At 60.6% G+C, this 15,094-nt stretch carries 16 protein-coding genes; 4 read left to right on the forward strand and 12 right to left on the reverse strand.

What is annotated here, in order from left to right:
- Nucleotides 1-89: 89 nt before the first annotated feature.
- Entirely contained in the window at nt 90-947 is an 858-nt protein-coding gene (locus RUH64_RS08040) for an alpha/beta hydrolase (RefSeq protein ID WP_313812696.1), read from the reverse strand.
- Nucleotides 944-1,669 (reverse strand): lysoplasmalogenase, encoded by a 726-nt coding sequence (locus tag RUH64_RS08045; protein ID WP_313812698.1) that lies wholly within the window; start codon nt 1,667-1,669, stop codon nt 944-946. The genes RUH64_RS08040 and RUH64_RS08045 overlap by 4 nt, the downstream gene beginning before the upstream one ends.
- A gap of 92 nt (nt 1,670-1,761) precedes the next feature.
- Between RUH64_RS08045 and RUH64_RS08050 the strand changes: the two genes are divergently transcribed.
- On the forward strand, nt 1,762-2,805 hold the full coding sequence (locus RUH64_RS08050; RefSeq protein WP_313812699.1) for an LLM class flavin-dependent oxidoreductase: 1,044 nt from the start codon (nt 1,762-1,764) through the stop codon (nt 2,803-2,805).
- Here the strand turns inward: RUH64_RS08050 and RUH64_RS08055 are convergent.
- Entirely contained in the window at nt 2,802-3,497 is a 696-nt protein-coding gene (locus tag RUH64_RS08055; protein ID WP_313812700.1) for a VOC family protein, read from the reverse strand. The genes RUH64_RS08050 and RUH64_RS08055 overlap by 4 nt on opposite strands.
- Nucleotides 3,498-3,594: 97 nt before the next feature.
- Between RUH64_RS08055 and RUH64_RS08060 the strand changes: the two genes are divergently transcribed.
- Together RUH64_RS08060 and RUH64_RS08065 are read left to right on the forward strand one after the other, a co-directional pair.
- Nucleotides 3,595-4,491, forward strand: a complete 897-nt coding sequence (locus RUH64_RS08060) for a GNAT family N-acetyltransferase (protein ID WP_313812701.1) — start codon at nt 3,595-3,597, stop codon at nt 4,489-4,491.
- Nucleotides 4,492-4,530: 39 nt separating this feature from the next.
- Nucleotides 4,531-5,028 carry a DinB family protein gene (locus tag RUH64_RS08065; protein WP_313812702.1) on the forward strand — a complete coding sequence of 166 codons (498 nt, stop codon included), beginning with the start codon at nt 4,531-4,533 and terminating at the stop codon, nt 5,026-5,028.
- On the opposite strand, the gene RUH64_RS08070 is transcribed toward RUH64_RS08065, so the two are convergent.
- The 5 genes from RUH64_RS08070 to RUH64_RS08090 form a co-directional block, all read right to left on the reverse strand.
- Nucleotides 5,018-6,100: a tellurite resistance/C4-dicarboxylate transporter family protein gene (locus RUH64_RS08070; protein WP_313812704.1), complete on the reverse strand. Its 1,083-nt coding sequence runs from the start codon at nt 6,098-6,100 to the stop codon at nt 5,018-5,020. The two genes, RUH64_RS08065 and RUH64_RS08070, sit on opposite strands and share 11 nt — an antisense overlap.
- 22 nt (nt 6,101-6,122) lie before the next feature.
- The gene (locus tag RUH64_RS08075) at nt 6,123-6,896 is read right to left on the reverse strand and encodes an isocitrate lyase/phosphoenolpyruvate mutase family protein (RefSeq protein ID WP_313812706.1); all 774 of its coding nucleotides are present in this window, start codon (nt 6,894-6,896) and stop codon (nt 6,123-6,125) included.
- Nucleotides 6,897-6,939: 43 nt separating this feature from the next.
- On the reverse strand, nt 6,940-7,449 hold the full coding sequence (locus RUH64_RS08080) for a helix-turn-helix domain-containing protein (RefSeq protein ID WP_313812707.1): 510 nt from the start codon (nt 7,447-7,449) through the stop codon (nt 6,940-6,942).
- Entirely contained in the window at nt 7,446-9,632 is a 2,187-nt protein-coding gene (locus tag RUH64_RS08085; RefSeq protein ID WP_313812708.1) for an MFS transporter, read from the reverse strand. Before RUH64_RS08085 ends, RUH64_RS08080 begins: the two co-directional genes overlap by 4 nt.
- A gap of 205 nt (nt 9,633-9,837) precedes the next feature.
- Complete coding sequence (locus RUH64_RS08090) at nt 9,838-10,296, reverse strand: acetyltransferase (protein ID WP_313812709.1); 459 nt, start codon at nt 10,294-10,296, stop codon at nt 9,838-9,840.
- Nucleotides 10,297-10,451: 155 nt separating this feature from the next.
- On the opposite strand from RUH64_RS08090, the gene RUH64_RS08095 reads away from it, so the two are divergent.
- On the forward strand, nt 10,452-11,345 hold the full coding sequence (locus RUH64_RS08095) for an NmrA family NAD(P)-binding protein (RefSeq protein ID WP_313812711.1): 894 nt from the start codon (nt 10,452-10,454) through the stop codon (nt 11,343-11,345).
- On the opposite strand, the gene RUH64_RS08100 is transcribed toward RUH64_RS08095, so the two are convergent.
- The 4 genes from RUH64_RS08100 to RUH64_RS08115 all read right to left on the reverse strand — a co-directional run bounded on the left by RUH64_RS08100 (nt 11,342) and on the right by RUH64_RS08115 (nt 15,074).
- Nucleotides 11,342-12,082: a class I SAM-dependent methyltransferase gene (locus RUH64_RS08100; protein ID WP_313812713.1), complete on the reverse strand. Its 741-nt coding sequence runs from the start codon at nt 12,080-12,082 to the stop codon at nt 11,342-11,344. The two genes, RUH64_RS08095 and RUH64_RS08100, sit on opposite strands and share 4 nt — an antisense overlap.
- Nucleotides 12,079-12,597: a 2'-5' RNA ligase gene (locus RUH64_RS08105; protein WP_313812715.1), complete on the reverse strand. Its 519-nt coding sequence runs from the start codon at nt 12,595-12,597 to the stop codon at nt 12,079-12,081. Before RUH64_RS08105 ends, RUH64_RS08100 begins: the two co-directional genes overlap by 4 nt.
- Before the next feature lie 65 nt (nt 12,598-12,662).
- On the reverse strand, nt 12,663-13,100 hold the full coding sequence (locus RUH64_RS08110; RefSeq protein ID WP_313812717.1) for a protein-tyrosine phosphatase family protein: 438 nt from the start codon (nt 13,098-13,100) through the stop codon (nt 12,663-12,665).
- Between the two features lie 102 nt (nt 13,101-13,202).
- Nucleotides 13,203-15,074 carry an alkyl sulfatase dimerization domain-containing protein gene (locus RUH64_RS08115; protein ID WP_313812719.1) on the reverse strand — a complete coding sequence of 624 codons (1,872 nt, stop codon included), beginning with the start codon at nt 15,072-15,074 and terminating at the stop codon, nt 13,203-13,205.
- Nucleotides 15,075-15,094: the final 20 nt, after the last annotated feature.

Here is a 15,094-nt window from a genome sequence, read left to right on the forward strand (position 1 = left end):
GCCACTCCTTCAGACCATTCATGACAGCATGCCATTATTCGAAATTTATCGCCGATGCTTGACACGGCACAAGCACGGATTGGTAACAACTAGATGCCAGAGTCGGCCACGTCCTGAGCGTATTCAACGACGCCGGCGGCCCACGCGGCGAGAGCCTGGTGCGTGGCTTCGGGTGCGTCGAGATGCAGGTTGTGTCCTGCCTTGACCAGCACCCGGTAGTCGGCCTTCGGATAACGCCTCAGCAACTGCAGCTGGTCCTGAAAGCCGCAGATATGGTCCAGTTGACCGCAGAGAATCAGCGCTGGAATATCTGCGACGCCAGCTCGCTGCACCGGCGGCGGTTCGAGATAGTAGCGCTTCGATAATTTAGCCAGCGCCCGTAGGTTGGCGCTGCGAATTCCCGGAAGCGCAAAGTCTTTGAAGCTGATCCAGTTTTCGAAATTCTGCACGACCGACATCTCCCGATAGGCAACAGCATCCTCGGCTGACAGCCGGTTCCAGAGCCCGGCATCGCTGGATGCAATCTGTCGTGCGGGGAGGTTGCGTTCCTTGCTATTTGGAAACACCACCGGTGCAATCAATGCCAGGCCAAGGATCTGCCCGGGGAACCTGTCGGCCATTTCTTGAGCCAGTACACCGCCCATGGAATTACCCAACAGCGCGAACCTCCGCCCCTCGGCGATCCTGCGGATGCTGTTTTCCAGCCACTGGGCATACTCGGGCAATCCCCCGGCTCCCGACAGCGGGGGCGTCGTTCCCATCCCCGGCAGGTCAAGGTAGATGCGTTCAAAACCGCGGCCGCGGTCAAACACCGGATCCAAGGGCAGCAGCAGGCGGTGGTCCACCCCCTGCCCATGAATCATGAACACCAGTACCCCATCACCGGTCGCAAGCTTTACCTCGGGCGCCTGATACCGGTTCAGATCCATATGCTCCGCGCTCTTCATTGTTCGCTCCCCGCCAGAAACTGTTCGTCCCGATCCTTGTTCACGATGCCGATGACCAAAAGAAGCTGCCCCACAACATAGGTCAGCATGATCCACAATCCTCCCAGATAGATTTCGACGTCGGTAAAGGAACGAAGGGCAATCAACGAATCGGAGAGCAGGAAGACCGCCCCGCCGAGACCGCCCACCACACCCAGCCCGGTGGAGAGCACCGCCATGCTCACCAGCGCCAGCCCGTACACGATGATCGGCACCAGCAGTGCACCTGCCCCGCCGGCACAAAATGCAACCAAGGCCAAGAACACAGCGGCATAAGGAATCAGCCACAGCGGACGTGTGAGAACCGATGAACCCGCCCAGCGCAGCAGCAGCGCAATGTAGAAAATCTGGGCGATCAGGAAACAGCCGACCATCGCCAAGAAACCTGCGTCCCCTTCAAGGAAGCGGGGAACAGTATCGCCCATCCAAGAGCAAAGAAGCACCGTCACCGTCAACACGATGCTGCGGCTGCGCTTGCGCGGAACCGAGACCAACACGAAGGCAATCATCCACGGCACCAGCAGGACCTGGGTCATCTGGCTCATCAACCGGTCGGGGGCAGTGATCTGCGCAAAGAAGTGCAGCAGGCTCACGATGCCCAGCCCCAGCAAACACGCCCTCCCGGCTTTACTGAGTCCTTGATGCATCTTTCCCCTGATCTCCGAGTGAAACCGCTGTGACATGCTTCGTTATATTTCATGCCGAATTGCCTCGGCACGGGGCTACGATGGGCCTAGCCTCAGACCGAACGAAAACTCACACACAAGGATTGAGTATGCCACTGTCGGGATCGCCGCTGCGCAAACTGGGATTTTTGACCATCGGATTATTCGACCCGAATAATCCGGCGCCGGGACATGCCAACACCCTGGAGATCATCGAACTCGGCGAACAGCTTGGTTTCGACAGCGCCTGGCTGCGCCACCGCCATCTTCAATTCGGCATCTCATCGCCCATCGCAGTCATGGCCGCCGCCAGTCAACGCACCACCCGTATCGAATTAGGCACCGCCGTCACTCCCCTAGGATGGGAAAACCCACTGCGCCTTGCCGAAGATCTGGCAACCGTCGACCTGCTCTCGGGAGGACGCATCAACTCGGGCATCAGCGTCGGAACACCGATGAACTTCGATACGGTCAAGGATGAACTCTACCCCGACACCGCCGACCTAGAAGACTTCAGCTTTGAGCGCGCCGAACGCCTTGCCCGCTATATCGCCGGTGAAAAGATCCGAGAATTTTCAGGCAAACAAGGCGTGGTTGAAGAGTTCTCGGCCCGCGTCGAACCGCACTCCCCCGGCCTGCGCGAACGCCTCTGGTACGGAGCCGGTAGCCTGTCCTCGGCGCGCCGTGCAGGCGAACATGGATTCAACCTGCTGACCAGCTCGGTGCTCTTCGCCGATCCCGAAGACAGCAATCCGCACTTCGGCCTCGCCCAACAAGCACAAATCCTTGCCTTCAAGGAAGCAGCGGCGCTCAACGGACACCGCCAACCCCGGGTATCCCAGGGCCTGGTGGTCATCCCCACCGACTCGGCGAGCGCCGAGCAGGTCCGCCGCTACAAGGACTATGTCCAGCTGCGGACCGGGCGGACCACAGCGCCCCAGGGGCCGCACGGCATGCTCTTCGCCAGGGATCTGATCGGCACCAGCGAACAAATCGCCGAACAGCTCTATTCACACGCCGGATTCCAAGAAGTGGACGAGGTAGCGTTTGCCCTGCCGTTTAGCTTTGAACACCAGGACTATTTGCAGATCCTGCACGATATTGCGCAGAAGCTCGGCCCTGCCCTGGGCTGGAAACCTGCCTCCGCGTCCTAGCTCGACGGGGCGGGAAGGATGCAGAACTCGTTGCCCGAAGGGTCCTGAAACACCTTCCACGGTAGCTGGCCCCACTCAGTTTCCAGCTCGTGGCCACCGTTGGCCTCGACCAGCGCATAGATCTGCGCGGGATCGTCGTCAGCTTCAAGGCGCAGATCAAGGTGCATGGAATTCTTCACGCCCGCGGGCTTCGGCTTCTCTTCCTGATAAAACGCCAGCACCGGGCTGTTCACGCTCAGTTGCATCAGGATAGAGGTGCTCAGATTGTCCACCGGCTTCCAACCAGTCAACAACGACCAAAACTGCGCGTCGCGATGCGGATCCGCCGACTGTAGCTCCATGGCTTCAAGCCGTGCAACATCCTCACGATACTCGGGACCCTCGATGTCCGCCCTGAAAAGATGCCCGCCCGGATCCTCGAAGGTCTGTACATTCAGGCCGGGAGCAACCAATCGTGCTTCGCGGAACAACTCCTGCCGTCCGCGCAGCAGCAGCCTGAGCCGGCCAGTGCGCTCGGGAATCTGCTCCACCGTGGGGAAGCACAGGTCAAGAGCGAAGTCTGGGTCGAACCTCGCCCGGGTTTCATAACCGTGCTCCGAGTCGGTCAACTGGGTGCAGCCCAACAGCCTCTCGAAAAACTGCCCGTAGTCCCTGGGCCGCACAGCATCAAAAACAATATTCTCCAGGTACATGCGCTTCACCCTACCGGCAAATACCGCCCAACTGAATAATCCCTGCGACCTGTCGCCCGCCCTTGAGACTGTCCGTGCCAAATGTTTGAATGGCCAAATGGGACTGCAAATGATCACCCCCACCGCAAGCGATGTACCACGGGCCGCCCAGGAACTAGCCAGTTGGCAGGCAGACGGGCTGCCGGTACAGCTTCACCCAGGAGATCTTGGCTGGTATTCACTGCGCGGCCTCGACGCCACCGCACAAAGCCTGCGGCTGTGGGTCAAAGACCGAAGGATCGTGGCCCTTGGCCTGTTGGACGGCCCGAGCCTGCTCCGTCTGGGAATCAACCCGGCCCTACGCGAGGATGAAAAACTCGCCGCCCAAATTGCCTCGGACCTCAACTCCGTAGCGCGCCGTATCTTCACCACGAAAACCGTCTCCGTGGAGGCTCGCGGCGCTCGCCGGCTGGGCAGACTGCTCTTGGAGAGCGGCTGGACGGCCGGCGAGCAATGGACGCCGCTGCGGCGCAGCCTAGCCTCTGAGATTCAGGTGCCCTTGCTGCGCGTCACGGCGATCGATTCCAGCAAGGCCCGCGACTGGGTGGCGGTGCATGCAAGCGCCTTCCGCGGCGGGCATGCCTCGGGGCAGGAATTGGATCTGCTGGAAGAAAGCTGGCTCAGGATGGCGGGCAACCCGCTGTATGCCGAGGGCCAGTGCCTGCTCGGCTACAACGGCCGCGGTATTCCCGTGGCCGTGGCTGCCGTGTGGTCTGCTGGCCCCGGCGCCCCGGGGCTACTTGAACCCATCGGCGTTCACGCGGAGCACCGCGGCCATGGCTACGGTCAGGCGATCACGCTGGCGGCCGCCGCCCAGCTGCGCAGCATGGGCGCTTCCAGCGCAGTGGTGGGGACGCCGAGTGATAACTCCACCGCCGTGGGCGCCTATGTGTCGGCGGGGTTCACCGCAGATGCGCCGGTCGCCGATTTCGACCTCCAGCGGACCACGACCTAGGGCTGACATACCCTGCTGACGTGGAGCACAATGGGCTACATGAATATCAATGAGATTCTCAGCGGCATGGCCCACCGTCCCATCGATGCTGCGCACAACTTGCGTCCGCTCACGGTTCAGGAGTTGAACGCGCACCCGGGCGAGCACCCGAATTCAATTGCGTGGCTACTGTGGCATACCGGTCGCGAGGTGGACGTGCAGTTGGCTCAGCTGCGCGATGAGCCGCAGTTGTGGGAATCCTACAGGGACCGTTTCAACCTCGGGGAGTTGGGCGACTCGGTGGGCTACGGCCATACCTCCGATCAGGCGCGGCAGATCGTCGTCGATGACCAACAGCTGCTGGTCGAGTATGTCGATGCCTCGCTCAATGCGCTGGAAGATTATGTTGCGACGCTCAGCGTTGAGGAGTTCGAGCAGGTAGTCGACAGGAGGTGGGAGCCGCCGGTGACCCGTGCGGTGCGCCTGGTTTCGATCGTCGATGACGCCACGGCGCATGTAGCCCAGGCGGCCTACGCCGCAGGAGCGCTCAAGAACTAGCAGTTCTGCCGCGCCACCACACCAGGAACACGTGGCGCAGCATTGCGACAAAGACGATGCACCAGACGATCAACGCCACCACCAGCGCGCCATGGCCCACCGCCTCCACCACGGGAAGCTGGTCCACCCGTCCCAGGTTGATCGACGCGACGGAGAACATCCCCAGCGGGAAGACGATGGACCATAAGGTGGGCACGTATTTCAGCGGCACCTTATGCACCAGGTGCCGCCAGATGCCGGCACCGATGAGCATGGGGATCAACCAGACGCAGAAGCTCCAAAACATCGCCACGGTGGCGGCGATCAACAGCCTCGTCGCGTCGATCATCGGCGTGGATTCCATTTCCACGATCTTGCTGCCTGCCACCACCGCGATGGCCATGGCTCCCATGGACACCCAGTAGGGAGGCTCGAATTCCTTGGGGGTGATGCCGAAGTGCACCACGCGCAGCAACACCAGAACGGCGATTCCCACATATAGGGCCACGCCCACCGACCATGACATGACCGCCAACAGGCCGATCAGGTATTTTCCGGAGGTGACATAGGGCTGGATGACGCTCATGCCGATGGCCACCGACTGGCTGGACACCGCCCAAATGAACCAGGTGCCGTTGGTTCTGGCCAGGATCGGCCTGCCGTCGCGGGTCATGAGCACCTGCCAGGGCAGCAGGTAGCCGAAGACGAACCACAGGGTCGCGGCGAAGAGCACCAACGGGAAACTCAGGTCCATCCACCCGCCGGCGCCGAGCCGCACCGCCAGCACGCCCGTGCCTGCCACCACGGTGAAATAGGCGAAGGCGATATCCGGTGCGCGCAGGTCGGCAAGCATTGCCTCCCGGTAGGCGATGGCACGCCAGATATACAGCACCCACAACAGCACATAGCTGATGGCGGCGATGGCCAGCAACACCAGTGAGATCGCTTCCTGGCCCACGTCGTGCAACCCCACCGAGATGATTCCGGTGCCCATGACCAGGGCGAAGTAGCCCGGTGAAAGGTGCTCCAGCTCGCGCCGCAGCCCGGTATTTTCAATGTTCGGGCCCGGTTCTGCTGGTTTCGGCTGGTTCATGCCCCTAGCCTATGACCGCTGCCTAGGCTGGGGAAAGCCAGCTGACCAGCTGGTTAGCAGAAACTTCAGCCAGCCACTTCTGCCACAGCGGGCCGAAGCTGACCCTGCGCACCCCGAGCTGCTTCAGGGCCGGCAGGTCTCCGGCTCCGTGGCCGGTGACGGGGTGGGCCGTGACATTCACCGGCACATTCACCGCCTGCACCACCGCCGCCACCTGGTCGGCGCTGTTCAGCGCCACCGGATACACGCTGCGGGCACCTGCCTGCTCCATGAGCTTGATCCGCGCGATGGCTTCTTCCAGCGGATCGGCGAACATCGAGGTTCCTGCCTTCACCGCATCGGTGCGGCCGTTGATGACGAACGGTACGCCCGCCTCGTCGGCGGCTTGGCGGGCCGCGGCAATGTAGTCGGCATGTTCGCTGCGCTCGCGCAGCCTTCCGCCCTCGCCGTGGACCGAGTCTTCGATGTTCGCCCCGCTGGCGCCCGCCTCCAGCAGGCGGTTGATCAGTTCATCTGGGGCAAGGCCGTACCCTGATTCAACATCCACGCTGACCGGAAGACCCACCGCGTCGACGATGCGCCGGGCGATGCCCAGGTATTGGGCGAAATCCATCTTTTCGCCGTCCTGGCTGCCAATGGAATCCGCCACCGGGTGGCTGCCGATGGTCAGCAGGCTGAAGCCCGCCTCGGCTGCAACGTTCGCACTAAAGACATCCCACACCGTGGGCATCACCAGCAGCTTTCCCGATGCATGCTCCTGCGCTAGTTCCTCGGTGCGTGACAACAGACCGGCCATGGGAAGTTCCTCTCAAGAAAGCAGTGTGGGTACTTCCCAAAGCCTAGGGGTTGTCCCGAACGCAGGCAATGGGTTTACCGCCGAGCTGACCTGAATCCTCGATATCCTGCACCAGCTTCAACAGCAGTTTGCCCAGCTGCGCAACGTCCTGCTCATCCCAGGAGCCGAGCAGATCCCGGTACAGGGCAAAGGTGCTGCGCTTGAGCTGCCGGTAGCGCTCCTGCGCCAACTTCGTGGGGAGCACCTGGAATACCCTGGCGTCCTGTGTGGAGCGCTGCAGTTTGATCAGCCCCCAGCTTTTTAGATCGCGCAGCTGGCGGGAGACCACTGACTTGTCCATCTGCGTTTCGGTGACAATGTCGGAGACCGAAAGCATCCGTTCGGGGCTGCGGGCAGCGTTGATCAGCGCCATGCGAAGCACCGTGAATCCGGCGCTGCGCAGCTGCGGGTGGAAGTCGCTGGCCGACTCGGCCATGCGCACCTTGATCAGCGGCCCGAGCCGCGCAAAGGCGATCTGGATGTCATCAAGGGCGCTGGCCGATCTGCGGGTCATGGCCGCTCGGGCTCCGCCGAGGGCTCATCCTTCGGCTGCTCTTCGCCGGCGGCGTCCACCGCTGGCACCGCCTTTTCTTCCTTGTCGGCCTTCAGCTCATCGAGCGCCGCATGCCGCCCCTGAAGGCGCAGTTCCCTGCGGTCCTCGTCCAGGCGCTCCAGGCGCTGTTCAAGTTCCCGCTTTTCACTGTCGGTCACGCGCTCGCTGAGCAGGTTCAAGCGCTCGTCGTAGGCGTCTAGCGCCGCCTTGGCGTGGGTGAACTGGGCTTCGATCTGGGCGTGGGCCTCGCGCGCCTGATCCAGCGCCCCGGAGAGTTCCTCGATCATGACCTTGGCGCGGCCGGCTTCATGCTGGGCGTTCAGCTCCGCCTGGGCAAGGGTCAGCGTGGCTGCCTCGTGGTTGCGCAGCACCTGTTCTGCCAGGTCCCGTTCGTCCATGCGGCGGGCCTTGCGGTTTTCCACCCGGGCGGCTTCAAGTTCCTGCTCGTCCGGAAGGGTGATCGCCCCGGTGGCCACCAGTTCGTTGTAGCCGCTGCCGCCGCGTTCTGCTGGTTCAAGGGCCGAAAGTTCGGCGCCGAGTTCTTCCTCGATCTGCTCCGACGCGGTCTTGCGGGACAGCGGCTTATTGGGCAGCAGGATGGCACAGATCAGGGTGACCACTGCCAGCGGAACCACCAGCAGGAACAGGTAGGCGATGGAATCGCCATAGGCACTTTCAACCACGGTGCGCACCGGTTCACACAGGTCGTTGACCGCTGGAACCTGACCGCTGGTCAACGCCTTGAGGCTGTCCGCGCAGTCGGGGTGGTCGATCAGCAGCTGCGGCGCGCCGGCCGCCTTGTTGATCTTCTCCATGATGGAGCCCATGCCGTCGGACATCTTGGTGGCCACCTGCGTGCCGAGCACCGAACCGAGGATCGACACACCGATGGTGCCGCCCAGCGAACGGAAGAAGGCGATGGCGCCGGAACCGGCACCGAGCATGCGCGGCGGCAGCGAGTTCTGCACCACCAGCACAAGGTTCTGCATCAGCACGCCGGAGCCCAGACCCAGCAGGAACATGCCCAGGTCGACGAACCACAGTTCGGTGTCGTAGCTGATCAAGCTCATCACGTACAGGCCAGCGGTCAGCACGACGCCGCCGCCCACCACGTACTTCTTCCAGCGTCCGGTGCGGGAAATCAGCTGGCCGACGACGATCGCGCCGAGCATCGAGCCGAGCACCATCGGCAGGGTCTGCAGGCCCGAGTGGGTTGGGGTGAAGCCGCGTGCAAGCTGCAGGTACTGACTGAGGAACACCGAGGTGCCGAACATGGTCACGCCCACGGCGATGGAAGCTACAGATGCCAGGGCAAAGGTGCGCTGTGCGAAGAGGCGGATCGGGATGATCGGCTCCTTGGCGAAGTACTCCCAGACAACGGTGGCGATGATCAGGACCGCCGCTGCGGTGGCCATCAGGATGCTCTGGGTCGAGTCCCAGGCAAAGCCACCGGACTCGGGGGTCTTGCCGCCCAGCGAGATCCAGATCAGCAGCAGCGAAATGCCGCTGATAATTAGCACCGAACCGAGGTAGTCGATCTTGGTCGAGCCCTTGATCTGGGTGATGTGCAAGGTCGTCTGGATCAGGATGATGGCCAGGACTGCGAAGGGAACGCAGACATAGAAGCACCATTCCCAGCCCCAGGAGTCGGCGATGACGCCGCCGAGCAGCGGGCCGCCGATCTGGCCGACGGCCATGACCGCGCCCATGATGCCCATGTACTTGCCGCGTTCACGCGGGGAAATGATGTCGGCGATGACCACCTGGCCGAGGGCCATCAGGCCGCCGGTACCCACCGACTGCACCAGACGCCAAGCGATCAGCCAGGTCATGGCGCCCTCGTGGGAATCGCCGCCGATCTGGCTGGAGAAGCCTGCCGCCACGGTGCCGACCACGAAGATGACCAGACCGATCTGCAGCATGAGCTTGCGGTTGAAGATATCCGAGAGCTTGCCCCAGATCGGGGTGGACACAGTCATCGACAGGAAGGCCGCAACCAGCACCCAGGTGTACTGGGTATTGGTGCCGTGCAGGTCGGCGACGATCTCCGGCATTGGAGTCGCAACCACGGTGGAGGAAACCAGCACCGTGAACATTGCGGCCATGATGCCCGAGATGGAAAGCATTACTTGCGATGGTTTCATCGCAGCGGGCTGTTGTGGCCCGGCTTGAATCGGTGGCGCAGAAGTTGACATTACTCAACTATCTAAAAAGTAGTTGAGTCTTGTCAACTTGTTACATAGTTGCACTATGCACTATTCGGAGTGCAAAATCATTACTAATACCCAAGTCAGGGCAATGCGCCCTCCTGACCATCGCACAACCAGGCGTGAATGTGATTTAGGATTCTCAGTTAATTTTCAGGTGCAGCAAGGGGTAAGGTTTACCTGCCGAATCCACATCACTGCGCCCAACCACACTGAATCCCGCATGCTCATAGAATCCCAGCGCCGCAGGATTCTGTTCGTTGACATCTACCGTTCGAACGTTCTCCCGGGAAATCACGTGCTGCAGTAGCGCCGTCCCCACGCCCCGACCGCGCGCCCTGTCGTGCACGAAAAGCATCTCAAGACTTCCCTCGGCCGTCCCTGCAAACCCAACCGGCTCACCGCCATATTCTGCTACCGAGAGGCTGACCTGTGGAAAGTAGTCGGAGGCCAGGTGAGATTCGATCTCATCCCGATCAGCAGGCAGGAGAAAATCGTGGGTTGCGTCGACGGCCGAACGCCAGATGGCAACTAATTGGTTATATTCAATAGGACCTTGGCAAGGTCGAATATTGATTGAAGGTATTGATTTATCGCTCATGCATCAAGACTACAGACATGCGTCAATTCCGTGCCAAAAGCTCCTCAATTCGCCATCGGGTGAAAAGAGTTTTTCAGCGCGCCCCTTTTCCTGCAGAGGGTTTCTCGGAAGACTAGAAATCACCCTGCAAAGTGATCCCAATAGAAGGTGCCGATATGTCGAACAACCCTGAACGCGTGCTGGTTATCGGAGCCACCGGTTACATCGGCCGATTCGTCATTGCCAATCTCAAGTCCCAGGGCTATCGGGTGCGCGCGGTAGTACGCGATCAGCATCGTGCCCAGGAACCCGGCAATTACCATGCGCCCGCCTTGAAAGGACTCGTCGACGAATGGGTCGTCCGCCCATCAAACGATCAGCCGCTGGATCCAAAGACTATGGACTCGGTGGACCGGGTGGTTTCAACACTGGGAGTCACCAGGCAGAAGGCCGATCCCTGGGACATCGATTTTCGCCTTAACCTTCGGTACCTCGACCTCGCCGAGCAGGCCAAGGTGAAGTCGTTTTTGTATGTGGGAGTCGTCAAGGCCGCTAGCGGTACCTCCGCTGTGGCACGGTCCAAACACGCGTTTATTGAGATTCTCCGCCGTTCACCCGTCACTTCGCAGATCATCAATCCTTCAGGCTATTTCTCCGATTTATCTGAAATCTTTGCGATGGCGCAGCATGGGCTTGCCGTGGGATTGGGCGATGGCACAACGCGCCTCTCCCCCATTCACGGGGCCGATCTTGCCGACTTCTGCGTTCAAAAACTCAGCGAAGACCGTGGCGTGTGGGACGTCGGCGGACCCGACGTCTTGACCTACCGCCAGATTGTCGATCTTGCATTCAGCACTCTTGGAAAGAACGAACGCTACCTTCGGCTGCCAGAGTCAATTTCAACGCCGGCAACCTGGGTTGCCGACCGCATCAGCCCGCGCGCGGGGTCGTTGACTCGCTTTTTCCTCGAAGGCCTGCAAACCGATGCCACGGCGCAGCCCTTTGGTTCAAGAAAGCTTGACGACTATTTCGAGCAGCTCGCACACGAGCAGACCCATGGCGCCTCTTAGTTATCGTCAGCTGCAGGACGTGCCTCAAAAATCATGATTCTTTGACTGCCATCGAAATCACTTTGGTCCCAGTCTCCCCACACATTGAGCACCTCGAATCCGGCCTCTCGAAGGTCTGCGATCACCTGCCTTTCGCCTCGAAAGCTCAGCACAGACTCTTGGACTACGACTTCGCCGGTCTTCAGAAACTGATTTTTGACGCGAAGCCGGACCTGGCCTTCCCCCAGCTCTTCAACCTCGCACCATTCTTCAATTTCACCGTACTGGGTATTCCGAATTTTCTTGAGCTCCCCTGCCCACCGCTCCCATGCCCGGTCCTGAGGATTACGACTCTCAAACGCCAACAGCGCATCTGGCGCGGCAACGCGCCTTAGGTCTTTCAACGACCTGACCCATTGGCCTTCCGGAATATGTTGGGCAACGTTGCCAGACATCACCATCAGGTCATAACGACCCTGCGGAATAGAGCCTGAATTACCGAGGATCCATCGCACGGCATCGGCACCGGCCCGATGTGCGGCAAAGTCCAACATGGTGGCAGATGGGTCGACGCCGACGACGCAACGTCCCGGCTCTGCAAATGTCACGGTAAGAATTCCGGTGCCGCATCCAAGATCTAAAATTTGCCGTGCGCCCGTTGCTGTGGCAAGCCCCCGATAGTAGTCGTGGTCGGGACCGTCTGGATTATCTTCGTCGTAGAGGTCAACGATTCGCGGATCGTAACCTATATGGCTCATGCCTCGACTCCCGCCTGGGCGAGTACCCTAAGTTCCTTCACCTGTGGGCGCCAGTAGACGGCTCTAACTGCGGTCAGTTCCTTCAAATGGGGCGAGGTCAGCTCGTCCAGCGCACGAATGTAGTCGGGCACAATTTCACGGGGCAAGCGCAGACCCATCGTCAGATGCGGGGTCCAACGTGGTCCCCTCCCCTCAGGGTTCAGTGCGCTGATGTTCCTGGCCGCTATTTCCAACTCGTCTCCAGCCTCCAACAACCAGGCCACCGTCTGCTTCCGTTTCGTTCCGAAGACCACCGTTCCGACCCGAGCCAGGGTGGACGGTATTGCTGCAGGCAGCAGCTGAGATGCGTAATTAACGACTTCCTCAGGCATGGCTGGTGCAAAGGTAATAGAGATGTGTGGTGTTTGCTGCTGATGAGGGAATCCGCGTTCTTCAAGCCGGGCGAAGAGTTCGCGGATCTGGATTTCTTCGCGCTGGGGCAGATGCAAAAGAATGTTCTCCGGCGACCTGCTCATCAAGAGTCTCCCCTGCTGTCTAAAAGTGACTTTCTCAAACTTAGCAAGCAACCTACCTGTTGTTTTCAAGGTTCTAGCAAGGACTCTGCTTTGCGTATCCATCGCTTTTGCTGCCATGTTTCAACTGCATGGTTCCGATAATTCTGCCGCACCCATCTCACCGCATCCTTGGATGGGACTCCGCTTAGCATTGCCAATACCGCCAGCGCGGTGCCTGTGCGTCCTGTACCGCCATGACAGGCAATTTCCACGCGTTCATATGCTGCTCGTTGGTGGGCCTGCTTCAAAATGTCCAGCGCCTGATCGGTGGATGTTGGAAGCCTAAAGTCCTTCCAAGGAATCCAGAGCATCGGCCAATTGCCTACCTGCGGTTCACGCCCGAGGAGGTAGACGCCCAATTCAGGATCCTGACCTACCTCGGGTGACTTGCCCAGGCCGCGTCCGCGCACCCGACGCCCGTCGGGAAATTCGACGATGCCTACCCCTAACTCCCAGCATCCCATGGCACTTGCCCCCTATCCGTCGGCGTACGCAGACAACGTTAATAGCGCAACGCGCCCACCACCGGTGACAGTGATGGGCACGAGGCGTTCAGCGAGAGTCCCTTATGGGGTCACGATGGCAAAGTCTGGGTCCCCTGGTTCAACGACCGAAAGCAGCTTGCCGACAACCGATACGTCGCCGTCAATTTCGATGCCCTCAGACTGGGTATCCCCGCCAGCTAATTGCAGCAGCCGTGGTTTGCTCAGTGACAGGGTCACGTCAACGTCGCCCTTGCCGTCTTCCAAATAGACCAAAGCACCATTGTGCAGTGTCAACCGGAAGCTGCGGTCAAGATCGGTGACGTTGATGCGGATCGCCAGGTCCAGGTCCCACGCCTTCGGGCCGTTGATCTGAATGGCAATGGCGTCAAAGAGCATCTCCGGCGAGAGTTGTGCGACGATGGCTGGAGCATTGGTGACGGTCGGCGTTCCGAACTGTCCGTCGCGCAGCTCCGTGGCGCCGGCAAGGTAGAAGTTGCGCCAGGTGCCGTTTTCGGAACCATAGCCCAACTGCTCCAAGGTATCTGCATACAGCGCACGTGCAGCAGTGTGGTTAGCATCGGTGAACACCGCGTGGTCCAACAGAGTCGCCGCCCAGCGGAAATCGCCCTCATCGAAGGCTTCCTGAGCAACCTCGACAACGCGATCGATACCGCCAATAGCTTTCACATAACGCTTGGCGCCCTCTTCCGGAGTGTGGGCCCACAATCTTGCAGGGTTGCCGTCGAACCAGCCGAGGTAGCGTTGCACAATGGCCTTGACGTTGTGGCTGACCGAACCGTAGTAACCGCGGGCATGCCACGAGTTTTCCAAAGCTGGAGGCAATTGGAAAATTTCTGCTGCTTCGGCGCCGTTGTAGCCCAGGTTGATCAGCCGCAGGGTCTGATCGTGCAGGTAGGCGTAGAGATCGCGCTGCAGGCCAAGGAACTCGCTGATGTTTTCGGCACCCCAGGTCGGCCAATGGTGCGAAGCGAACACCACGTCGGTCTTGTCGCCATAGCGGTCGATCGCCTCGCTGAGGTACTTGGACCAGACGTGTGGGTCGCGGACCACAGCGCCGCGCAGGGTCAACAGGTTGTGCAGCGTGTGGGTAGCGTTCTCAGCCATGCACAATGCCTTGAACTTCGGGAAGTAGAAGTGCATCTCCGACGGTGCTTCTGTACCGGGCGCCATCTGGAACTCGATCTCTACGCCGTCGATGGTGTGGGTCTCGCCGGTGGTGGCGATCAACAGCGTAGGCACGATCAGGCCGATTTCGCCTCCGGCCGAGGTGGTCTGGCCGAGCCCGGCGCCGACTGCACCGTGGGCGCTGCGTTCAAGGGCCGCACCGTACATATAGCCGGCGCGGCGTCCCATCGCGGTGCCTGCATAAACATTTTCGGATACCGCGTGTTCAACGAAGCCTTCCGGTGCGATGATCTGCACCTTGCCTGCATCGACGTCCTCCTGCGAGGTCACGCCGAAGATGCCGCCAAAGTGATCAATGTGTGAGTGGGTGTGGATGACAGCTGCCACCGGGCGCTCGCCACGGTGCTCGCAGTACAGCTTCAGGCCTGCGGCGGCAGTCTCGCTGGAGATCAACGGGTCGATCACAATGATGCCGGTGTCGCCCTCGATGATCGTCATATTCGACAGATCGAAGCCGCGCAGCTGGTAAATGCCTTCAACGACCTCGAAGAGGCCAGCCTTGGCCACGAGCGTTGACTGACGCCATAGGCTTGGGTGCACTGTGTCTGGTGCCTCACCGGTCAGGAACGAGTAGCTGTCGTTGTCCCAAATCACCTTGCCTTCACCATTGTGGATGACATTCGGCGTCAGTTCCGCAATCAACCCTCGCTTGGTATCTTCGAAGTCGCGGGTGTCGTTGAACGGCAAAGCTGCACGGGCAGCTTCTTGCTGAGCGCGGATTGCCGCGGTAGCAGGCTTGTGCATCATCAGAAATCTCCAATCTAGGG

The organism is Glutamicibacter sp. (assembly GCF_032154645.1).
GTDB lineage: Bacteria > Actinomycetota > Actinomycetes > Actinomycetales > Micrococcaceae > Glutamicibacter.